This window comes from Bifidobacterium xylocopae (genome assembly GCF_003315615.1).
Lineage (GTDB): Bacteria > Actinomycetota > Actinomycetes > Actinomycetales > Bifidobacteriaceae > Bombiscardovia > Bombiscardovia xylocopae.
The window spans coordinates 1-24,072 of the sequence record NZ_PDCH01000006.1 but is presented as its reverse complement, the minus strand read 5'-3'; the positions used below and the strand labels follow the sequence as shown (position 1 = coordinate 24,072).

Genomic DNA, 24,072 nt, shown 5'->3' with positions numbered 1-24,072 from the left:
ATACAGCGGCCTGCTGGCCGGCGGAATGCCGGCGATGCAAACCAGGGTACATATGGCGGGGACGAATCCATATCCACTTCGTCCCCATCCAATCCCGGGCTTGAATCGTCCTTCGCTGTTTCCGAATACGAAACGGAACCATCACAGCACTCCTGCCCCCACCGGACCCCTCAGTCCGCGGAGGACAACAGCCGGAGAGATTCCTGCCCCCCAAGCGCCCGGCTCCCGGAAGCACCGCTCACCGCAGCATATCCGTATGCATGTGCGACCCAACAGACTCATCTCTGCCTCCCCACATGCAGGCCCCTGTGGGCGGTCTACCGGATGGTGCGCTTGTTACAATTCCTGCGCGGACCGCTTTTTCAGCCCCAGACCGATGACTCCCGAGACCGACAGCAGCACCAGTGCGGCGCCAAGGGTGGAGAAGAGCGAAACATCGCCCGCCCGGGGCAGCACAAAATGAGCATGGTTGTCATAAGACACGAGGCAGGCCACGTCAGAGCCCCCCGTGATACCCGTGACAGTGGCCACGCCCTCATGCGCCTCAACCGACGTCGGGAAGTTGACGGCATCAGTCGTGCCCTTGCATACGACACTGGAGATGCTGTAGTCACTGCCCCAGCCGGACCTGTTGGTCACATCACTGATCTTCACACCCTTGTTGCCGCTGGAGGTGTCATCGACCGCATGGACTGTCGGGGACGTGATGACGTCACCGACGGCCGTCGGGGTAATGGAATCAGTGTCACGAGAAGGATTGCCGGCATCTGCGGTCCCGTCGTGGACATTGGTCATGGCGAACTCGAAAGGCGCAGGCGGAAGCGCTCCGTTATTGACACGCACCTGCAAGCGAATCAGGGTGTCGGCCGAATATATACCGTAGTCCTCCACTTCTCCTGGAACCGTCCAAGGACTGGTATTGTTCGATGCCGCACCCGCCCTATGGTTGGCGAAGACACCGTTTGCGTCATCCACATCAGGAGTGACATCCCTTGGGGCAATGATGGCCCGCACCTGCTTGGGGCTGATACCTCCGCCTGCCGCAGGCAGACTGAGATGGAGCGTATTCGCCCCTCTCACGGCATCCGCTGAAATCGGACCCGAGGAGCCTGTGCCATCGTTGTTCCGCTGCCATATGCTCACCTTCGAGCTGGGTGCGAGCCTGCCGTCCACCGCCAAACTGAGCTCATATGAATGGCCCCGGGCCAGAGCGGCGCCCTGAAGCGGCGACAGTGAGCCGTCTTTCAGCTTGATGCGCACACCATCGTCGGTGTCATGTCCGTCGGCGGAAGGGGCATTTGTCCCATCACCGTAAAAGCCCAACTTGCTCCCGAGCCTGAGATCGCTTTGATCAGCAGACTGCAGCAGCGGACCCTTCTGGGCAATCGTCGTGTTATATGGCGGTTTACTGGCATCGCCGAAACTTCCTCTTGCACTGAAACCGAAATCAAGTTTGGGAATCACCGTGCTTGTTTGGATGCTCACGACACCGTAGGACGGCCATTCGCCTTCGTTGCCGGTGCTGCCCACTGACGGGAGGTTCTTGTCGACATACGGCGCTTCGAGTGTGCCCGCGCAGGCACCGGCCGCCCTGCCCGTGGGGTTGGTGATATCGCCGCCCCTGCATTTGACGACAGCTGAATTGACCCTGTTCTGGACACCCCCCGCGATGCTTCCTGACGTGGCGGCACCCCAGGTCTGATGAGCCGCTATACCTTCGCCGCCCGCCTGCAGCACACGGGGTTGTGCCACGCGGACATAGTACTTGCCATCGGATGCCACTATGAAGGAATATGTGCCCTTGGCTGAGGAAACCGTGGAACCCAGCAGCTTCTTGTCCGCATCATAGAGAGCAAGGGTCTGGCCCGGCAGCGACCGGGCATCAACAGGCTTCACCCCATCGGCGGCCGATCGCCCCTCACCATTGACGTCGTCGTAGAGCACGCCCTGTATGACCATGAGCTCCTGGGCCGAAGCCATATCGAAGGATTCGGAATCCACAGCGGGGATGTATTGAGTGTTATCATGTCCCACCGCGTTGTCGCTTGACCCCATCATCTTCCCCAGCCCGCTCAGGGGGTCGATGCGGACCAGACGGGATTGACGGCCGGACACACCGGGGACGGGCACGGAACCGGGTGTCGTTCCGATCGACGTCCCGATAAGGAACTTGCCGTTCCTGATGCCGACACCCCACATGCTGTTAGCGGCGCCCCAAGACTCGCCGAACTGCGAGCGTACTTTCGTCACATTGGTATAACGCCAAGGAGCGCTTATGCTCCCATCCACGATATTGCCGTCGGAATCCCTGGCCGGGGAGATTTTTACGATACCGGCATTGTAGGCAAGCCCGCTGCTGGGTACGGCCATCCCATAGTACAGATACATATTGCCCAACGCATCCATACCCATATCGGCACTGGCCACAGTACTCTCGACCGAGACCGACTGAGGGCTCCCATCCGCCTTCACAGGCCCTGTACTGGTGTCCCCGACTTGCCGACGCAGACTCCACCGATCCCTCGACGGGGTCGACATACCGTTTGACCAATCACCCGGCTGCACCAGATGCGACAGCGAATAGGCACCGGTAACGGGGTCCCAGATGCAATACTGCGACGTGGAGTATGTCGGGTTGGTTGATGCACAATCCGTGTCATCGATCTGCCTGGCGTAAATCGACGAGGTGTGCAGGTAGCCGGTGGCCTGACTGACCTCCCCGCCGGTCGCCCACCCGGAAGGATAGCCATCTCCCACACCAGGACCGTGCGTCCATCCAGTCACAGGGTCCGCAACCGTGCCAGGGGTGGGCATGACACCCATATAGACATCGGACTTCTCACCAGCAGCCGCACTGGTTACACGCATCACCGCTATATATCCAGGTGGAATCCTGCTGGCAGGAATATAGGACTGGACCGAGTTCGCATTATCACACCAGAAATACACCGTCAACGGCTGCTCGCCATCGGCCCCACGGGGAGGATTGCCGTAGACCCCCATGGCGTAGGTGGAGAACATAGCCGGGTCGGTGATATTCGCGGTGCCGACAGCGGCCGTGCGCTGGAACTCCATAACAGGACGCGTCTTGTAGGTGTCACCCGACCAGCCGTAGCTTTCATTCAGAACAGTGTAATTGCTGCCAGGCGTCGTTCCCACAATGCCGCTGCGCCATGTGGTCCAATAAATATTGTCACGATTGAGCGGATGCAGCCAATGCGCCTCTATATCCGGAACCTTCATCCAACTGGGGTCATGCCACCCATTGGTATCCTGCCGATGCGCCAACTGTGGCCTGCTGCTGCCACCAGCGTCACGAGGCTGAAGCTCCGCCGCTTGGGCGGTGCCGGCAACTGGGGCGAACAGCAGCAATCCACACATCGAAATGGCGGACAATGCCGCCCCTAGGCATTTATATGAATTTTCCTTGGACAGCTTGGACAAAGATACACTCCCCCGGTTCATTTCTCGGCAAACCTCCTGCTCACACACTCAGACATAAGGACAAACAGTGTGCGCCGGTTACTGCCCCCTACACGCGATACAACGCAATATCCAGTGTCTAATAATACAAGTCTAATACTTTTCCTATATATTGTGCGACATTGGAGCATATTCTTATTATTGATATAGAACACTAATTTCTATCAATTATATGCTGGCCGGCCCAAGCGAGCGAACAACAGGACGCATCAGGTCCGAGCAGTAACGAAAGACCTTCCCGGCTCTGCGGCGCGAGGACCGTGCGTGAGCTGTCCATCGCGTCTCGCCCCCCCCCCCCGCCAAAACGTACGCATCCGTCCGGCGACGGTTCTCACGGACACTCTCGGGGCCGAGCCCTGTTCCATCCTGAACGCCCCGTCAATGCAGGCATGCAGGGGAAAGACCCAAAAACGCCCCGCCCGCCCACATCGCGATCCAGTCGAAAAACCTTGCATACAGCACAGCCATAGGAAAGCACGGATACCGGCTTGAAACCTCCCTGTAAATGCCGCGCCCGGTCGCACTGTCTCCTCGAGCACAGCCAGGCATGGCCTGTGCGCGCACTGGGAACACCCGCAGCAACGCTGGAACGGCAGAGGGTCCCTCCAGCATTCGGCATGCGGGAGGGACCGTTTCATGGCGCACCCATTACAGGCGCCCGTCAGCACACCTACATCTCGAAGTAGCCGGAGGCACCCAGGCGGGCCGCGGGGTTCAGAAGCATGGACTTCTCCACTTCATGCCCCTTGTAGGAAGCACCGTCCTCATGGAAGCGACGGTTGTCTATCGGCTCGTAGAGCGCGGCACGACCCATGCGTCCCTCCTGCAGACGGCGCTGCCCGGCTGCCAGACGGGTGTTGGCCCGTTCCCGCCACTCCTCCAGGACCTGGACCCCTTCGCTCTTGGCCACGGCCGCCTCGAACGCGCCCGGGTTCACGATGGCGCCGATTCCTGACACATGGCCGAAACCGAGCGAAGTGACCAGTCCGGCCTTGATGGACCCCACATGCAGGGGCTTTTCCAGCCAGACCAGGTGGTCGTCTCGCCTGAGCTCCGGGTCCACGCAATCCAAGGCCGCATTCGCCGGTATGACACCCGAACGGAAGAGCTGGGTAAGGCCATTGATCTGGAAGATGCAGGCACCTCCCTTGGCGTGACCGGTAAGGCTCTTCTGCGAGATGACATAGAGCGGATTGCCGTCCGTGCGACCGATGGCGTGGGCCAGCGTGTTGTGGAGCTCGGATTCGTTGGGATCATTGGCATTCGTGGAGGTGTCATGCTTCGAAACCACTGCGATTTCGTCAGGAGTCACACCCAGTTTGGCAAGGGCGTGTACCAGATCGGAATCCTTGCCGCCCATGCCGGCCGCCAGGGCACCCAGACCGGGCGCCGGGATCGACGTATGCGCGCCGTCGGCGAAGGAGTGGATGTAGCCGACCACACCAGCCACAGGCAATCCCATCCTCAGCGCGATATCACCCCGTGTCAGCAGAATCGTGCCGCCACCCTGGGATTCCAGGAATCCGCCACGCCGACGGTCGTTCGCCCGGGAGAAGAACCGCGGTGCGATTCCCTTGGCGTACATCTCGCCGGAGTCGGCGGTCGCGTTCATGTTGCCGAAGCCGATGACCGACTCTACCCCGATGTCATCGATGGCTCCGGTGACCACGAAGTCCGCCTTGCCCAGGGCTATCTTGTCGGCGCCCTCCTCCAGCGAGACCGCGGCGGTGGCGCATGCCGAGACCGGCTGGATCATGTTGCCGTAGCCCCCGATATAGGACTGCATGACGTGCGCCGCCACCACATTGGGCAGGGCTTCCTGGAGGATGTCCGTGGGGATCTCCCTCCCCAGGAACCTGTCCAGGTAGAGCTTGCGCATGGAGGCCATACCCCCGAAGCCCGTGCCTTGCGTGGATGCGACCTTGGAGGGGTGGATGGCCTGGAGGATCTCGGTGGGGGTGAATCCCGCGGAGAGATAGGCGTCCACCGTAGTCACGATGTTCCACAGTGCGATCGGGTCCACATCGCCGACCATCGAGGCCGGGATACCCCACTTAACCGGGTCGAAGCCCTTGGGGAACTGCCCACCGACGGTACGGGACATGGTGGCCCTGCGCGGCACGCGAATCTTGGAACCGGCCTTGCGGGTGATGTTCCACTCCCCGGATTCCGCGTCCTCCTCTACATCCGTGTGGTCGGGGTCGAGCCTGACATACTCCTGGGCCATGTCCTCGGTGGGGACGGAGAAGACCACATCGTGGTCCAGGAAGACGTCGACCTCCTCCTCGTTCGTACCATTCCGGTAGTCGGAGCCCATGCCATCGTCGAAGGGGCGGATGCCGGAGCGGGCAACGACATCGTCGTGATAGCGCTCGGCGATGTCCTCCTCGCGCACCAGCTCGCCATCGGTGTCGTACCAGCCTGGCTTGGGGGAATCCTGCCACTCGATCAGGCCCATGTTCCAGGCCAGTTCGAGCACGGCCGCGGCCGAAAGGTCCACTTCGCCATCCGAGTGGATGCCCAGCTCCGCCTCGAAGCGGGTACGGCCGGAGCCCCAGGGCCCCATCTCCCCGATGGAGACGATCACGATCTCGTCCTCGGGGCGGGCCGTGACGCCATCCCACTCGGACAGGTCCACGGGGGCCTGACTCGGGACGTGCGGCGTAGGCAGGGCCTTGACCGTTCGTTCACCGCTTGCGGCCCCAGCCGCCTTCGATGCCGCCTTCACGCCCTGCCCGGGTTCGGCATCTGCGGCGGCCTGGTCCTTGAGCTCACGCAAATCCAGGTGCTCGGTTCCCAAGCCCCCGGTCAGGTCCGCTTTCAGCGGGCCCGCCTGGGCGCGGACGCGCGCCTCGGACGTGCACAGATCAAGCAGCTCACCCGCCATCTCCTCGGTGGAGTATGTGCGTACACCATGCCGTTCGACAGCCTTGACCAGGGGGTCATTGCCACCCATGAGGCCGGTGCCCCGGACCCAGCCGATCAGCGGGTGCGCGAAAGTGACCCGGTCTGACCAGTCTGATTCACTGCGGGCACGGTTGACGATGGCGTCCAACGCGGCCTTGATCTCGCCGTAAGCGCCGTCACCACCGAACATGCCACGGTTGGGCGAGCCCGGCAGCACCACATGGAGTTTGTGATCGACATCCGTGTCGGCACCGATCTGCCCGAAGCCGGCGATCAGGCGTTCCAGCCCCCAGAGCATGAGCCGGGCCTGGGACTCGAACAGCCTGCCGGAATCGGACATCGTGCCATGCATGGGCGGGGCGGCGAAGGGCAGCAGGATGCTGGGCTCCAACGCGGGCTTCAGGATGGTGGTCGTGGCACCCGTGGTCTTCTTCTGCACGGATCCGACCCAATCCACCAACGCATCCACGTCGCGGAAGCTGGACAGGTTGGCGGGCAGGACCCACAGCTTGGCCCCGGCGACCGCATGGCTGCGGTACAGGGACTTCGCCCACTGCACAGCCTTCTGATCCAAGGTGTGGAAGACCGCCACCACAGTCGCGCCACCCTCCAGCAGCCCGGCGACCAGCGAACCGGCGATGGAGTTGGACGACACACCCGTGACCACGGCAACATCCGAAGCGAAGCGGGACGACCGGGGATCGGACGAGGGCGATTGCCCCGCCTCGCCGGCTATGCGGGCGAAGACCTGGGACAGGTCGGCCCTCCCTTCGGTGTCGGCCTTGCGCGCATACCACTGGGCCTGTGCCTGGACCTCGGGCCCCGCACCCAGGAAGCTGCCCTGGGCCGCCGCCCGATCGCCCTCGTATTGGATACGGGCCAGGTCCTCGCGGGCGCTGGCCCAGCGATCGTCGAAGAGGACCGCCTTGCGGCCGTCAAAGACCGGTTCGACCTGCTTGGGCCAATCCGATCCCAGCTCAGCTTCGACGGCGGCCACCACAGCGGCGTCCTCATCCGAACCGGTGGCTGCCACGGGTGGCTTCAGACCGAGTTGAGCGAGAACGTAACGTGCGGTTGAGGCCAGCAGTCCCTGCGAGCCAGTGACCTTGGCCGCGAACGCGTCCAAGGCCGCGGAGTCGACGACGGCACCGCCCGCTGCGCCACCTGAGCTGGGCAGGGAGACGGATACCCCATGGGCCTGGGCCACATTCTGCACGGCCTGATCGATCAGGGACTTCGCCGCGGAGGCGGTGGCCGCCGGCTTGGTGGAAAGCCGGGCCAGGTTCCCGCCACGCGAGGAACCGCCTTCGCGTGTGTCCAGGACCAGGGCTGCCACCACCGCAGCGGCCCACCCGGGGCCCAGCTGCCAGTCGCCGGTCACACGGTCCTCGACCTGCTTGAGCTTCAGGCCTGCGGGGCCGAAGAGCGCCTTTACCCGGTCTCGGACGATATCGCCCAGAACCGTTCCGAATGGCTTGTAGTTGGGAGCCACCTTGTTGACCAGAGCGCTCAGGTCCCCCATCGAAGCCTCGGCGGCACCGTCCACGGATGCCACACCCAGCTCCGAGGAGATGTCCATCAGCAGTTGGTTGCGACGGGAGGAGACACCATTGGTCAGGGTGTCGGTAGTGTCGGTCGCGCCGATCTGATCGGTGCGAATCTTGGCGGAATAGGCCAGGAGGGTGCGAATGGCATCGGAGGCCTTGAAGGGAATGTCAGGCACATCCGCGCCGGAGGCAGCCCCAGCGGCCGGTTGCGCCGTGGCCGGCGATGACGATGGCTGGGGCGCGGGCTGCTCGGCAGCCTCCACCGGCTGGGAAACGGCCGTACCTGAATCCGCTGTATCCGTCCGGGTTGGCGAGACCGGCTCCTGCACCGGTTCGTCGTCCTCGATGGACGCGATTGGGTCGGAATCAGTCAGGTATACCCTGGCCTCGTCACGGCCCAGGTTGTACACCGTGACCTGACGTTCCCTGAAATCAGGCAGGCGCAAGGTCTTCGCGGCCATGTTCGCCAGCGTGGGCGAGTGCCCCAGGCCGACCTCAACCAGTTGTTCCACACCCAGACCGCCCTGTTCGCGGGCGCCGAACATGAGCGACTGGGTCTCGATCCAACGCACAGGCGAGGCGAATTGCCAGGACAGCAGCTCGGTCAGGAGCAGCCGTCCGAGCTTCTGGTCGTCCGCGGCATAGGAGTCCCAGACAGCCGGGTCGCCCAGGGCCTGTTGGATGCGCTCGGAGGGCACGACCTCCAGGATTGATGCCGCGAATTCACGGGTCATCTCGAAGGGCCGGGCCACCAGGTTCGGAATGTAGCGGCCTTCCAGACGCGAGTAATCGATGTGGGCGGGCAGAAGCTGGTCGAGTGTGTCACGGAACTCCGGGACACCCTTGCGCAGCAGGGAGGAGTGGAAAGGTACATCGATGCCGGGCACGTACATGAAGGCGGGTTTGCCGCCGGCCTCCTTCGCGCGCCGATCGGCATCCCGCTTCAGGTACTCCAGCCCGGCGATGGTGCCGGCGATGGCGTACTGCTGACCCGCCAGGTTGTAGTTCACGATCTCCAGGAACTCGCCGCAATCGGCCGACACCGACTCCACATACGCCTTGACATCGGCATCACCCAGTCCGAACTGGTTGGGCCGCAGGGCGCCCATCCGGTAGTTCGAACGGCCCTGCTCGTCGCGTTCGATGAGCGAATGCATGGTCGATCCGCGGTGGAAGACAAGCTCCAGCACCGTCTCCAGGGACATGACCCCGGCGAAGGACGACAGGGCGTTGTATTCACCCAGTGAGTGCCCGGCGAAGTAGGCGGGCCAGATGTCCGCACCTGATTCGCGCAGCCGCGCGGTCTGGGCGAAAGCCACGGTCGCCAGTGCAACCTGGGTAAACTGAGTCAGATTGAGCAGACCCTCCGGATGATGGTAGGTGACCCCCTTGGCCGTCAATGTCTTCGGGTTGTCACGCACCACGGCCAGGATGGAGAAGCCGAGCTTGGACCGGGTCAGGGCATCGGCCCGCTCCCAGGTCCGTCGGGCTGCCGTGGATTGCGCACGCTCGTCCAGGACCATACCCTGCTGCTGGATGCCTTGGCCGGGGTAGACGTACGCGGCGCGGGGGGCGCGGGCGATGGCGGTGCCCCTGGAAACCAACTGGCCGTCGATGCGGCAGGTGACCTCCAGGACCAGGCCGCCATGGCGGACCTTGCCCACACGCTCGACCGAAATCTCCACATGGTCGCCCAACTGGACCATGCCATACATGTTGTAGGTCCAGCCGGCGATCTCGTAGTGGGCACCCTGCTCATCCCGGGACTGCGCTGCATACTGAGCGGTTGCCGACAGCCACATGCCGTGCACCAACGGCGCCTTCAGGCCGGAGACGGCGGCGCCACGGGCGGAAGTGTGGATGGGGTTGAAATCACCGGAGGTGCGCGCGAATGCGGTCATGTCCCTGGGCGCGGTCACGGTGACCCTGCGCAGCAGGCGACGGGGCGTATCGACGGTGTCGGCTTCGATGCCACCATAGTCGGGGGCCGGCTCCGGCAGCTGATCGGAGTATGCCCTGCCCCGTATGGCGAAGCGCTCGATCTCGTCGGCCAGGACGCTGCCGTCAGAGGCCTGATGACGCACGTGGATGGTGACGACGCGACCCGAGGCGGATTCGCGGTATTCCTCGGCCCAGGACGTGAGCCCAATCCGCTCGCCCGTATGCTTCAGGAGTTCATCCTCGCTGACCTTCAGCTCAATCAGGTGGTCCAGGTGGACGGCGTTCAGGAGTCCTTCGATGATCGGGAAGCCCTGCACATAAACGGAACCCAGGGCCGCGTATATCGCGGGCCAAGCCGGTCCGACCAAGGCATCGGGCGCGATGGCGGAGGGAGCCAAGCTGGCCGGCAGGGCGGCTCCGGTCGCGGCTTCATGGTCGAAGCCCAGGTTGGCCGACAAGGTGTACCCGGAATGGGCCACGCCGAACGGGTACGCGGATTCGTCATCCATGTGCTCGATGGAGGGCATGGATTCCAGCCGATCGCCGGTGATGGCCGTGTTGCCGATTCCGGCCGTCGCGGCCAGCATGGCATACACGTCCTCAGGCAGACGCTTCCTGTCCACGACAGGGAACGAACCGGCCGCATGCGGATCCACGGTCAGGGGGACGACAATGTGGCGGACCGCGTGCTTGTCCAGGCCGCCGTCCGGGTCGTCATCCCAGTAGGTGTCCAGATGGATGTCCAGGTCGTACCGCTCCAGGCCCTGATCCGGGCCCGCCGGACGAATCTCGTAGTGCTTGTCGCCCACTGCGGTTCCATAGGCCGGGTTCGCCATCAAATGGCCGACCCAGGAGATGTGCGGGCTGCGGCGGATGAATTCCTCGGGGGAACCGGCGCACGCCAATTGCGAATATGCCTGTGCCGGCTCGACCCCTTCCTGGCGGACCCGTTCCAGGGCCGCCCCTTCGAACCTGCCCAGGATCGAGGCGACCGGCTCGTCCACCGTGGTGATGCCGGCCACGGAAATCGGGCCGGGAATGGCGCGGACCGAATCCGCCGGGTAGCGCGGATCCTCGGACTGCCACAGCTGGTCCTGCCCCCACCAGCGCAGGAGGTCATTGTCGATGGCGGGCACGAAGGGCATCGGCTTTGGATATTCGCGCACCAGGACCGGGAACCAGGCCACATCGGCCGGTACGACCTTGAGTCGGCCGGCCTGCGGATAGGCTTCCCGCAGCCTCCTCAGAGCCTGCCCCGGCTCACGCACATCCTCGCGATCGACGAAGATGGATTCGAACTCACCGGACTCCTTGTCGCACACGCGGGCCTCCACCCGGCGCAGCAGGTGCAGGAAACGATCGATGTATGTGTCGTCCGCCCAGGGGCTGGACAGCTGTGCGAATCGCTCGGCCCAGCCTTGATACGTCATGTCCGCCAAGTCGCCGAAGTACGGTTTGGCTGTCTTGCCCAAAGCCTCGATGATCTCGGCCCGGCGCGACTCCAGCTCCTCCGGATGCTTCATGACCCGGACCAGAAGCCGGCCGCATTCGGCGGAGGAATTCTCCAACTCATAGATGTCCGCATGCAGATGGCTCAGGCCGGAGCCCACACCGCCGACGGACTGCCCTGACGGCACCCACCGCTCGCCGATCGGGGCGAAGGGGTCGGGATCGGGCCGGCTCATGTCGATGCCCGGGGTGGCCACCAGGGCCTGTTTGACCTCGGGGCTGGTGTGTGCCTCCTTGGCGGTCATGGCGGCCGTGCCGATCATCACAGCATCCACCGGCATGTCCGGCAATCCGTACGCACGGGACCAGGAGCCGGAGATGTAGTCGGCCGCCCTGGCAGGGGTCCCGATGCCTCCGCCGGCCACCAGGATGATGTTGGAGCATTCACGCACCTGGGCATAGGTGGTGGAGAGCAAGTCGTCCAGGGACTCCCAGGAATGGTGGCCGCCGGCCGCCCCGCCTTCGACCTGCATGAGGATCGGCTTGGGGGCCACCTGCTTTGCGATTGCCACCACCTGGCGTATCTGGTCGACGGTGCCCGGCTTGAACGCCACGTAGGGGAATCCGTCGGCGTTGAGCTGGGAGATGAGACCCTCGGCCTCCTCCAGCTCCGGTATGCCGGCGGAAATGACGACGCCGTCGATCGGGGCTCCGGACTCACGCTTCTTGGAGACGATGCGCTGGGAACCGAATTGCAGGTTCCACAGGTAACGATCCATGAACATGGCGTTGAACTCGACCGTTCGCCCTTCGTCCAGCTCGGCCTCCAACTCCTGCATATGACGCTCGAACACCTCGGCCGTTACCTGACCGCCACCCGCCAGCTCGGCCCAGTACCCGGCGTTGGCCGCGGCGGCCACGATCTGCGGATCCACAGTGGTCGGAGTCATGCCTGCCAGCAGAACCGGCGGCTTGCCGGTCAACCTGCTGAAGGCGGTTGAGATCTTCTCCCCAGCAGGAGTGGCGATGACCTTGGGCTTGAATGCGGACCAGTCCTGACCTCGCTGGGGCTCACCCTCCAAGGTCGACAGCGCCGCACGCTCCGAGCTGCCGGCTGCTTCGACCACGCCTACACCCGTTCCCTGGGTGAGGCTGCCGGTCAGCTTGCCCAGGGTCTCACCCGGGCCCAGATCGACCAACCACAGCCGACTTGGATCCTGACCGCGCAGAAGAGCGTCCACCTGGCCGGCCCAATCCGCGTGCTTGAGCAGGACCTCCTGGGCCAGCAAACGGGCCCGGTCGGTATCCAGCCCGCAACGGGCCGCCCATGCGGCGGCCTCTTCGACTGCGTCCGCCATCAACGGCGAATGGAAGGGCAGGCCGACCTCCAAGTATTCCAGCACCGGCGCGAACGGGGTACCCCCGCGCACCTTCCCTTCGCGGAGCTTGGCCTGATGGTCCGCCTCCTTGCCCACCTCGATCGCGAATGCGGCCAGATCCTCCGGGTATCCCGAAAGCACCATGTGGCGCCTGGAGTTGGTGACGGCGATGCTGATCGGCCCCTTGGGCGAAGGCACACGCCCGATCAGGATCTCCACCTGCTTACGGGTCGCGCCGCGGACCGAAAGCATGGGGGTGGCCTCACCCTGGGCATGGATGCCCAACCGCCGCACCTGGCGGGTCCCGGCCGCGCCGATCAGCATGGCCAGCGCCAGGATCTGATCGATCTGCCCCCTGGCGGCGTCCATGGAGCCCGCATCCTGAATGGCCTGTGCCATATGCACGCCGATGATTCCTTGGGAATGACCAAGCAGGGCCCGCGGATGGGCCGAGGCCACGGGGTACCCCAGCCGATCCATATCAATCAAGGCACCGAGCTGGGTCAGGGCGATGCCAGGCACCGAGACGGATGCATTGGCCGCGGCTCCCAGCTTGGCCGGGTTCGGCGCATAGCCGAACAGGTCGAGCGGTCGACCGTCGGTCGCCAGCAGGCTTGTGGCGACTGCGGTCAGGAGGCGCGAAGCGGCCTCGGCATGGTCCTTGAGTTCGGCCTCCATGGTCGGATCCTGGATCAGGTCCGCCAGAGCCACCGTCCAGGGTGTCGACTGCCCGGCGAACATGAGGGCGTGGGGTTGCTGGGCCAAACGGTTGATGAACAGAGTGTCTGTCATGATGTCCTATTTCTTGAGTGATGCTGGTCTAAAGTCTGAAATACTCGCGGTTGTTGGTCAGAGTGGTTGGTTTCCATGGTGTTTATCCACCATCTGTGTCCTGCGTTTCGAAGCAAGGGTGCGCAGGGAATCAGCGATGGCGGCCCTGGTCTGCCCGGGATCGATCATGGCGTCGATCTCGCCCATCTCCAGGGACAGGTTGGCGTTGACGGTGGTCTCCTCGTATTCGGTGGCCAGACGCTCTGCCAAGGCGTCCACGTCCTTGCCTTCCTCCTTCGCCTTCTGCAGGTCACGACGATGGATGATGTTCACCGCGCCCCGGGCACCCAGGACGGCGATCTGCGAACTGGGCCACGCGAAGTTCATGTCCGCGCCTATGGACTTGGAACCCATCACTATGTACGAGCCGCCGAAGGCCTTACGCAGGACGACCGTGACCAGGGGGACCTGGGCCGAGGCGTATGCATAGATGACCTTGGCCCCCCGGCGAATGATGCCGGCGTGCTCCTGGTCGGAACCCGGCTTGTAGCCGGGGGTGTCCACCAAAGTGATGACAGGCAGGTTGAAGGCGTCGCACAGGCGCACGAAACGGGCCACCTTCTCCGAGGAGTCCACGTCCAGGCTGCCGGCGTCCACCAGCGGTTGATTGGCCACAATCCCGACCGGATGCCCTTCGATGCAGGCGAAACCGACGACCGCCGAACGGGCGAACAGCTCCTGCACCTGCACGAATTCCCCGTAGTCCACGATGGCGCGAACCACGTCCAAGACGTCGTAAGGCTGACGGTCGTTGGAAGGCACGATCGCCGCCAGGCGCTTGGCGGCCGCCTGGTCCGCGTGACCGGACGCGTATGCATAGGTCGGCGCCGGCTCCTCACAGTTGGAGGGCAGGTAAGCCAGGACGGTACGGGCGTAGTCGATGGCATCCGCCTCGTCCTCGCCCAGGTAGTGGGCCACACCGGAGGTGGAGGCATGGACACGGCCACCGCCCAGTTGATCCATGCTGATCGTCTCGCCGGTGGCGGCCTTGACCACATCGGGGCCGGTCACGAACATGTTGGAATTGCGCTTGGTCATGATGATCATGTCGGTCAAGGCCGGGCAGTACACCGCACCGCCCGCGCACGGCCCAAGGATCAGGGAAATCTGAGGCACGAAGCCCGAAGCCTGGCAGGTCTTGCGGAAGATCCGCCCATACTGGGTGAGCGCGGCGACCCCCTCCTGTATGCGGGCGCCACCCGAGTCAATCAAGGACACGATCGGCACCTTGAGCTCGATGGCCATATCCATCAGCCGGCAGATCTTGGCGCCCTCGGCGCGGCCGAGCGTACCGCCCCGCACCGAGAAATCCTGCGCGTACACAGCCACCTTGCGCCCGTATACCAGACCGAAGCCGGTGATGACCGCGGAGCCGGCACTACCGCCCGCTATGTCACCACCCGCGAAACGGCCGATCTCCTCGAAGGAACCGGTATCAAAGAGCAGGTCGAGCCGTTCGCGAGCCGTATGCTTGCCTTTGGCTCCCTGCTTGGCCCGGGCATGCTCCTCGGCCTGCCGGGCCAGTTCGGCAGCCCGACGAACGGCGGTCCGGGCCGGTTGCCTACCGGTGGACCGGTCCGGGGACCGGGCAGCGCCCTGAGCGCCGTCGTCCGCAGCGCCGACTGCCGCGGACCGCTCCGGGCTTTGTCCAACCTGGGGCCGCACCCGCTCTGGACTCTTCATCACAGCCGTCATCACCGTCCTCCTGTCTCGCCATTCGTGCCATCGGGGCCGACACGCTTGTGCCGCCCCTTGCCGCCATCCGGGCCGTCGTCATGTCCATCGCCACCCAGATCAAGCTGCACCAGGGTCTGCCCGGCATCCACCCCCTGGCCCACACTCACCTCGATGGAGCGCACCATCCCCTTCGCAGGGGCATACACGTAGTTCTCCATCTTCATGGATTCGAGCACGACCAGGAGGTCGCCCTTGTCGACCGCCTGCCCGTCGGCCACCTTGATGCGGGTGACGACAGCCTGCATGGTGGCCGCGATGGCACCGGAACGTTCCGCCTGGGCTTCGGCGCCGCCGACCTGGTCCCTGACACCCTGCCCCCGCAAGGGCTGCTGCGGCCGGCGGCTCCCATGCTCGCCGGCGGACGCGCCCAACGCCGCCAAAGCCTCCGGAGGCAAGGCGAGCTTGACCCTCTTGTCGTCGACCTCGATGGCGAAGGTCGCCATGGCCTCCCCGTCCCCGGCACCATCGGGACCGGGGGCGGCGGCAGTGGCCATCGAGGCGGGCTGACCGGCGGAGGAGGAGCGGGGGGCCTGGTTCAGGTATGTGCGTTCCAGCCATTTCGTCGTCACGTCGAAGCCATGGCCGTCCTCGGCGGTGAAAGCGGGATCTTCGAATATGCGCCGATACAAGGAGGCCGGGGTGGGGACACCCTGTATATCAAGCTCCTCCAAGGCTCGCCTGACACGGGCCACGGCCGTGGGACGGTCCTGGGCGGAGACCACAAGCTTACCCATCATCGAATCATCGCGCGGCGAGACCGTATCACCCACCTCGACGCCCGAATCCACGCGGATGCCCGGCCCGGACGGCCAACGGATCGCTTCGATTGTGCCGGAGGACGGCGTGAGGTTCGTGGCGGGGTCCTCCGAAGTGATGCGCAGTTCGAAGGCATGGCCGCGCGGCGCAGGTGCCTCGGTCAGATCGCCGCCGTCCGCTATGGTCAGCTGCTCGCGCACCAGGTCCAGCCCGCAGACCTCTTCACTGACCGTGTGCTCGACCTGCAGCCGAGGGTTGGCCTCCATGAAGTAGACCTCATCCTCGGGAGTGACCAAAAACTCGCAGGTGCCCAGTCCCACGTAGCCGACCGTGTCGAACAGCGAATACGAGTATGTCTTCAATCGCTCGATCGCCTCGGCAGGCAGGAAGGGTGCGGGGGCCTCCTCCACCAGTTTCTGGTTGCGCCGCTGCACCGAGCAGTCGCGGGTTGAGTAGACGGTGAAGTGTCCGTGGCTGTCGCGCCCGGACTGGGTCTCGACATGCCGGGCCTTGTCCACGAACTTCTCGATGAAATAGTCACCAAGGTCCCCGCCCTGCAGCGCGTCATGGTTCATGTAGAAGGCACGCAGGTCGTCGTCGTTGGAGATGAGCGTGATGCCGTGGCCGCCGCCACCGTCGGCCTTCTTCATCATGACCGGATAACCCTTTTCGTGGGCGAAGGCCAGCAGGGTCTTCATATCGCGCACCGGCTCGCTCAAACCGGGCACCACCGGGACCTTCGCTGCCTCGACCACCTTGCAGGCGGCGATCTTGTCCCCCAGCTGGTCCAGGACCTGCGGTGAGGGTCCCACCCAGGTGATTCCCGCCTTGATGACCTTGCCGGCGAAGGAGGAGAATTCGGAGAGGAAGCCATACCCTGGGTGGAGGGCGTCGGCACCCGCCCTGAGCGCCGTATCGACGATGAGGTCGGCGTTCATGTATGTCTCCTGGTTGGTGTCTCCGGGCAGGAGGAACGCCTCGTCGGCCAGCTGAACGTATGGTGCCTGGCGGTCGCGCTCGGCGTAAAGGGCTACTGTGGCGATTCCCATCTCACGCGCGGTCCGAATCACCCGCAAAGCGATTTCTCCACGATTGGCCACGACCAGTTTCCTCATCGACCTCGTCCTTCCATCCGTCCCTTGTCTGTGTCTTCCCCTGCATGCGGCGTCCGCCGGATCAAGCTGCCTCGGCTCCTCCACCCGTTTCGGGCAGGACGCCCACATCACCGGTGGTCACCGCAAACCGTCCTCCCCCGTCCAGCTCCACCTCCAGGGAGGCGTCCGTGTTGAGACCGACGGCCCGACCACGCACCGGATCACCGGAAACCGGATTGATCTCGACCTGTCTGCCCAAGGTCCAGCTATGGGCCATGACCTCACGGCGCAGGTCGGCATACGCCTCATCACCGCCCTCCACCAGCCGAGTCAACGACCGGGCCAGTTCCGCGCTGACAGCCAGGGCGAGTCGGTCACGCAGGCCGCCATATGCAGGCAGGGGGCCATACTCCAGCTGGAGGGAGCCTGCCAGCTCCGTGGGCAGCCGGTCGGCGGGCACGAACAGGTTGAGGCCGACGCCGGCGACCAGCACCGATTCCCGTTCGTCCACCGGCACGAACTCGCACAGCACACCCGCCAGTTTTCTTCCCCGCCGGAACAAATCGTTGGGCCATTTCAGGGACAGACCGACTGGTCCGTCCGACCCGTCCAAAGGTTCGGCCCCGCAATCATGCAAAACCTCGTCAAGACCATGGGCCAGGGCCAGGCCGACCGCCATCGGCAGCCATCCCCCCCGGGCTCCGGACAGGATGCGGGTGGGTAGGGCGGCAGCCCAGGAAGCCATGAAGGACTCTCCCGGCTGGTTGTACCAGACCCGGTCCAAACGACCCCGGCCCTGGTTCTGTCTGTCGGCCAAAGCGAGGCTGATGGGCACGGTCATGCCGATTCCCGCCTCCGACCTCAGCGGTACGACCTTCAACGAACTCCGTGTCGGGCCACCAGCGGCTTCGTCGCCGGATTCATCCATGCCATCGAAGACATGCACCACACGATCGGCGGCAGCGCGCCGATCGGACATAGCGATCAGCCCGGACAGCAAGGTATTCGTCGAACCCAGGCAGGGGAAAGTCGCCCAAGGCATGACAGTATGCGGCCGCCCTGCCTCCACGGTCGCCATCTCTTGCTCTTGGGTGTGCACAAGGACCAAAATATCGGCGGGCGGCCGCCTTCGAAAGCGCTCCGCCTACAAATCGGGCCGGCATGTTTTGTACATTTCCACCAATGCGCCCATGCGTGAACTGTCAATGTCCCGCAACGACAGGTGGCTAAGCTTGACAGCATGAGCAAATCCGGAGCAGCGACGGGCGGCCGCCAGGCAAGTCGAACAGCGACCAGGAAGACCACGGGCACGACCGACGGCGAGCACAACCTATGGCATGCGCTGCAATGGCACAGCAAGGAGGACAGGCCGCTGAGACCCGACCAACCGCACCGTGCCGCCCATAGGGAGCTTTCGGACCGGGTCCGGCCGGGTGACGCCGATTCAACGAGCCTGCCGGAGCCGGTCCGCCTCATCCTCAGACAGGCCCAGGATCATCTGGGCGAGACGCTCACCTGGTACCAGTCCCTGTCTGCGGACGACAAGGCGACATTGAATCTGGTGATCGAGACAGCCGTTGCCAACTTCGTCTCCTGGCAAGCGGACCTCAAGTCCGATCCCGCTTCGGATGACGCACCCAGACCCTCCCTGGACCACATCTTCTTCATAGCCCCGCTGGAATTCACACAGGTGGTGAGCCTGCGCCAGACCCTGGATGTCACCCGTGTGGTGGTGGACCTGCTTGAGAACAATGTCGCGGCCTTCGCCCAGCCGGGTCGGGAGCGTCAGACCAGGGACGCCATCCTCTACTACGCCAGGGAGGTGGCGTTCTCGGCCGCCGCCATATACGCCGACACCGCAGAGATGCGCGAGAATTGGAAGGCGCGCGCCGAGGCGTTCGCGATGGAGAACCTGGCCAACGGGGTGGCTGACGCCGGTGTGGCCTCGCAGATGACCATGTTGGGCTGGCCCAGCGACTACGCCTGTTTCGCCATGGTCGGCAAACTGCGACAGGAAGGCAGGCTCGGCGCGAGCGCCGTCACCCGACGCATCCGCAAACGTGTCCAAGCCATCGGAGGCCAGTGCCTGATCGCCACGAAGGACGATCTGACCATGGTCCTGGTCGACCCCCGCGATCAGGGAAGCCCGGAGGAGGTCGGCACCGGTCTGCTCCATTTCTTCGCCGAAGACGCCCCGGTCTGCCTGGGGCCCTTGCGCCGTGGGGCAGAAGGGGCTTCGCGGACCATACGGGCCGCGATCACGACCTATCAGGTGGCTCCGGCCGCCGATGACGTGTTCGTGGGCGGTCGTCCGGCCCGCCCCCTCCAGGCGGACGACGTCCTGCCCGAGCGGGCCCTGATCGGGGACGCCTCTGCGGTCGACCAGCTCTACCGCGAGGTGTATCTGCGCATGCGGCAGGGCGATCCCCATAGGATCCTGCTGGCGACGCTGGAGGCTTTCCTGGCGTGCGGGCGTTCCCTGGAACTGACGGCAAAGCGCCTGAGCGTCCACCCGAACACGGTACGTTACCGGCTGAAGCAAGCCGTCAAGATCGCCGGCTGGGATCCATCGAACCCACGCGAAGCCTTCGTCCTGCAGACCGCCCTGAAAATCGGTCGCATCAAAGGCAACGCCCACTAGACCCTTACGGCCGCCCCAGCCCTCCCGGTGGACTCAGCAGGGATACAGTGACATATCTGGCTCAACCCTTGCGGACCTGTTGGAGGTAGCGGTAGATCGTGGACTCGGCGACGTCGAGCAGGCTGGCGATGCTGGCGATGGAACCCTTGAGCAGGAAATAGCCGGCCGTGTGGAGGTCGCGGATCACGGCCATGCGCTCCTCCAGACTGAAATCGCCGGGTTTGCGGCCCGTAGACGAGACGGCCTCCTTGACCACGCGCTGGGCCATGTCGTCCACCGTCAGGCTCAGGTTCTCCTCCTCATCATCCGCCCCGGCCTGGTGGCCGCTCCCGGGGAGCGGTTCCACGAGGGAAGGGTCCGCGGATGCCGCCGGCTGCACGGACATCGATGGGATACCCCCGGCCAGGGCGGACCGCAAAGCCTCGGCACCGGCAGGCGAGGACGGAAAGTATGAATCGCGCACATCGACGACCGCCCGTGAGAGGGCGGCCAGTGCGCTCTGGTCTCGGTTGATGCAGAGCATGCCCACGATTCTTCCCTGCCGGCGGATGAAGTAGGTGGAGGAGAGCAAGGGGATGTCGCTGTTGGCGGCGTGACCCGCGTAGCCGGCGATGTAATCCCGGTTCTCCGCCTTGCCCCGGCCCAGGATGCGCAGCATGAGGTCGGTGGCCGGCGAGCCCACGGTCCTGCCGCTCACTTGCCCGTTGGCGATGGCCACAATCGAACTGTCCGGGCGGGAGGCGTCATGCAAGGCGATCTCGGTCAACGGTCCGCAGACCTGCCCCAGGAAGGCGACCAAAGGCTTGAACGCCTGGACATACCGCCGGTCAAGTTGGACCCGCGCCGATTCATCCCCGTCCGGGCTGTTGTTCCCTGCTTCCATGATCACCCTCCCAGCTTACCTGCCCTCGCATCAGTCCATGCGCCCGGCCATGCTCCCCACCGGACACGCAGGAAGCGGCCGGTCGGGCCCGAAGACCCGGCCGGCCGCTTCCTGCGCTGTGATCGGTGAACCGTCACTGCTTGTTCATCATGATATCCAAGACCACGGGATCCGTGCTTGCCATGCCCTCGGTGCCCAGGTGCCCGATGCCGCGGATGGTCTGGTCCACGTCGGGGCAGACCATGCCGTTGCTGGCGGGAATGGCTACGCCCTGCAGGGCCAGGTTGACCGACCGGTACATGGAGGATGCCGATGTGGCCACTTTCATGGCGCAGGAGCATCCGGCGCCATCGCATACCATGCCTGCCGCGTCCCCCGCCATATTGTTAATGGCGACGGCGGCGGTGTCATAGTCCTTGCCGAGCAGATAGACGATGCCGGCCGCAGCTCCCATGGCCGCGGAGTCGGTGGCGCAGAAGGGGCCCAGGATCGGCAGGAAGGCGTGGATATAGATGGCGGTCAGGTGGGACAGGGTCAGGGCGCGTATGCGCTGCTCGTCCGTGGCGCCGTAATGACGCGCCACCACGCAGACCGGCACCGTGGCCGAGATGCCTTGGTTTCCCGACCCGGAATTGGACATGGCCGGCAGGGTCGCACCGCCCATACGGGCATCTGACGCCGCCGAAGCATAGGCGACGATCTCGGTGGAGATGTCGGCGTCCACGCCCGAACCGAAATTGACGGCACGGGCACGGTTCATCGACATGCCCAGCTTCAAGCCGTATTCGTGCTTGAGACCCTCCTCCGCCAAGGCCATGTTCAGTTTGCCGGCCTCGTCCATGAAGGTGATCCGCTCCAAGGGCTCGTCCAGGGCGAAGTCCCAGATCTGCCTCAGCCTGCACTCCTGCAAGGCCTGCTGAACCGGCGAGACCTCGTGCGCGGCCGGACGCTCATCCTCCTTGACCACCTCGCCGTTGCGGACGATCTTGAATATATTGGTGTGGTCGCCGGCGATGAAGATGGTCACGTCCTCCGTGCCGTTGGTGATCTCCACTTCCACATAGAGGTCGTCGTCGTAGGGGGCCACTTCCACGTCGATCCTGCCGGAGGCGGCCAGGTCCTTGATGGCCTGCACATCCTCGGGCCTGATGTCGGATATGACCTTGAGCCCGGCGTCGTAGCGGCCCGAGACGATGCCGGCGGCCGCCGCGATCTTCAAACCCGGTTCACCGGTCCCCGGCACGATCACCGCCAGGGCGTTCTTCATGATGTTCGGCGAGACCGAGACACGCACATGCCCCACGGTCCTGTCGCCCATCATATGGATGGCGTTGGCCGCGGCGTAGGCCACGGCGACGGGCTCGGTGCAGCCGGTCGCCGGCAGCACGTTCTCCCTGAGCGCTTGGATGAACAGACCCTCATTGCTCTGTATCATGGTGTTTCCTTCCGATTGATGCCGTACTGCGTTAGTTGATGAAGGCGAAGAAGGGCGAAACCACCAGCAGGATGCCCACGAAGATGATGAGCCAGAGGCTGGGACCCTTGAACTTATGGAGCTTGGGGACCTTGTAGACCAGATAGGCGGGAATCAGGCAGCCTATCATGCCGAAGATCGGCGAGCAGATGGAGGTGAAGCTGGTCACCGGCGCGTTCAGCAGGATCGCCCCCCAGGCCACCAGTACCGAGAAGACCAGGATGGAGAAGCTCAGCACCTTCATATTGATCTTCTCTTCCGGGATGAACCGCTTGAGGATGTTGGTGGCAATGCCCTGGCAGGCCTCCTTGAATCCCAGGAATACACCGAAGAAGGCTGTCATGACGGCGAAGATGTTCAGCACCAGGCTCAGGATCTTCACGAAGTTGCCGTCCATGTTCTGCGCGGCGATGGCCAGCGTGGACACGTTCTTCTCATAGGCTTCCACGGCCTGGTCATGACCGAGCGCCAGGTTGAAGGAGACCGCGTAGAAGAAGACTACGACGAACAGAGTGATGAAGGCGATGTTCATGGCCCTGATGGCCTTGTAGCGGGCCACCTCGATGCTCTTGTTGTGCGAGCGGAACGAGATCACCATCGGCGAGAGCGACTGCAGGAAGAGGATGGACGTCAGGGTGAACGGCAGCAGGACGATGGTCTGCTTGACCAGATAGCCCAAGGGTGGGAACGCACCGACATTGGCGAGGTTCCACATGCCGATCATGACCACACCCAGGGCGGCCACGATGACCAGTTTGGTCATCACCATGAAGGACGAGATGCGGAAAAGCACTTTCTCGGCCCGGGAGGCGATGGCCACCAATGCGCATACGATCACAAGGCCGTAGAAGGGGTTGTCCGACAAGACGCCCTTGGTGATATGGAAGGAATGCAAGTAGGAGGCGGAGTCGTTCGTGATGGCCGTGGAATAGACGAAGACCCAGATCAACAGCATGAGGAAGTAAAGCACGCCCAGGAGGAAGCCCCAGTTCTTGCCCAGATACCCGCTGATGACCGAGGGGTAGTCGTCGCACTCCTCCGATTCGGCCAGGGTGTTGATGAAGAGCTTCTGGAAGAGGTACATGGCCGGGTAGGCGATGACCGCCGAGACCAGAAACACCCATAGACCGATCATGCCCACCTTGACCGGCAGGAAGACGATGCCGGCACCGATGGCCATGCCGATGCTCATGATGACCCAACCCCAGTCGGTACCGTCGAATTTGGTGGCTTTCTTCCATTCCTCGACACTCATGCCGGCTTTGGCGGCATGCCGCTCCACCGAGCTGAGTTTGGCGCCGCCCGCGCCACTCGTCGTCACTTCGCTCATCCTTGCCCCCCTAATGCAATCGCTTCGATTTCGATGTGGGAACCCATGGGTAGGGCGGAGATTTCGATGGCCGTCCTGGCCGGGAAGGGCTCGCCCAGGACCTTCCCGAAGGCTTCGTTCACCTCGGAGAAGGCGGAGAGGTCATCCATGTATACCGTGAGCTTGAGCACGTCCGACCAGCCCAGGCCCTCATTGGACAGGATCGCCTCGATGTTGGCCAGGCTCTGCAGGACCTGGTCATGCACGCTCTCGGCCTCGATCCGGTTCGTCTCCGGGTCCAGGGGCAGTTGGCCCGATGTGACCAGGAGCCGGCCCTGCCTCCGATAGGCTGAGTATGGCCCTATGGCTTCAGGTAGCTTCTTCACGGGGATTTCCTTTCTTCATTGAACGCATGGAACACGCGCCCGCGCGTGACTCGTTTCAATAAAAGTTTATCACAATAATAATTTATTACCACTCGCGTGACCCGACAGCGTCGAGCCGAACCCCTCGACCCGTAGCCCCTGTCTCTTATACAACTCTGGAGCTGCCGACGAAGGCCTGACGTGAGGTACCGGGCGTCGCCGTGCAGTAGGAGATATGCGCATCCGAGACACTCTCAGTAGTGAAGCAGCTCTGGC

At 64.0% G+C, this 24,072-nt stretch carries 9 protein-coding genes and 2 pseudogenes; 1 reads left to right on the top strand and 10 read right to left on the bottom strand.

From position 1 onward, the window contains the following. Positions 1 to 336 precede the first annotated feature (336 nt). The 6 genes and pseudogenes from CRD59_RS03860 to CRD59_RS03840 all read right to left on the bottom strand — a co-directional run bounded on the left by CRD59_RS03860 (position 337) and on the right by CRD59_RS03840 (position 18,166). Positions 337 to 3,243 (bottom strand): hypothetical protein, encoded by a 2,907-nt coding sequence (locus CRD59_RS03860; protein WP_113853301.1) that lies wholly within the window; start codon positions 3,241 to 3,243, stop codon positions 337 to 339. A 910-nt stretch (positions 3,244 to 4,153) separates the two neighbouring features. After that, a pseudogene (locus CRD59_RS08350) lies at positions 4,154 to 6,163 on the bottom strand (beta-ketoacyl synthase N-terminal-like domain-containing protein); the annotation flags it as partial. Positions 6,164 to 6,267: 104 nt separating this feature from the next. Continuing rightward, positions 6,268 to 13,498: pseudogene (locus CRD59_RS03855) on the bottom strand (fatty acid synthase subunit beta domain-containing protein); the annotation flags it as partial. Between the two features lie 57 nt (positions 13,499 to 13,555). Further along, positions 13,556 to 15,232, bottom strand: a complete 1,677-nt coding sequence (locus CRD59_RS03850; RefSeq protein WP_113853297.1) for an acyl-CoA carboxylase subunit beta — start codon at positions 15,230 to 15,232, stop codon at positions 13,556 to 13,558. After that, a complete protein-coding gene (locus CRD59_RS03845) occupies positions 15,232 to 17,145 on the bottom strand; it encodes an ATP-binding protein (protein ID WP_113853295.1) in 1,914 nt (637 codons plus the stop codon). Before CRD59_RS03845 ends, CRD59_RS03850 begins: the two co-directional genes overlap by 1 nt. Positions 17,146 to 17,206: 61 nt before the next feature. After that, positions 17,207 to 18,166, bottom strand: coding sequence for a biotin--[acetyl-CoA-carboxylase] ligase (locus CRD59_RS03840; RefSeq protein WP_161522276.1), 960 nt, complete (start codon positions 18,164 to 18,166; stop codon positions 17,207 to 17,209). Positions 18,167 to 18,364: 198 nt separating this feature from the next. Here CRD59_RS03840 and CRD59_RS03835 point away from each other — a divergent pair, with 198 nt between their 5' ends. Continuing rightward, entirely contained in the window at positions 18,365 to 19,765 is a 1,401-nt protein-coding gene (locus CRD59_RS03835) for a PucR family transcriptional regulator (RefSeq protein ID WP_113853291.1), read from the top strand. 61 nt (positions 19,766 to 19,826) lie between these two features. Here CRD59_RS03835 and CRD59_RS03830 read toward each other — a convergent pair whose 3' ends face one another. The 4 genes from CRD59_RS03830 to CRD59_RS03815 form a co-directional block, all read right to left on the bottom strand. After that, entirely contained in the window at positions 19,827 to 20,648 is an 822-nt protein-coding gene (locus tag CRD59_RS03830) for a helix-turn-helix transcriptional regulator (RefSeq protein WP_127920936.1), read from the bottom strand. Positions 20,649 to 20,781: 133 nt separating this feature from the next. Beyond that, the gene (locus CRD59_RS03825; protein ID WP_113853287.1) at positions 20,782 to 22,083 is read right to left on the bottom strand and encodes an L-cysteine desulfidase family protein; all 1,302 of its coding nucleotides are present in this window, start codon (positions 22,081 to 22,083) and stop codon (positions 20,782 to 20,784) included. A 31-nt stretch (positions 22,084 to 22,114) separates the two neighbouring features. Next, on the bottom strand, positions 22,115 to 23,452 hold the full coding sequence (locus CRD59_RS03820) for an SLC5/6 family protein (protein WP_201736550.1): 1,338 nt from the start codon (positions 23,450 to 23,452) through the stop codon (positions 22,115 to 22,117). Continuing rightward, positions 23,449 to 23,817, bottom strand: a complete 369-nt coding sequence (locus tag CRD59_RS03815) for a RidA family protein (RefSeq protein WP_113853285.1) — start codon at positions 23,815 to 23,817, stop codon at positions 23,449 to 23,451. The genes CRD59_RS03820 and CRD59_RS03815 overlap by 4 nt, the downstream gene beginning before the upstream one ends. Positions 23,818 to 24,072 lie beyond the last annotated feature (255 nt).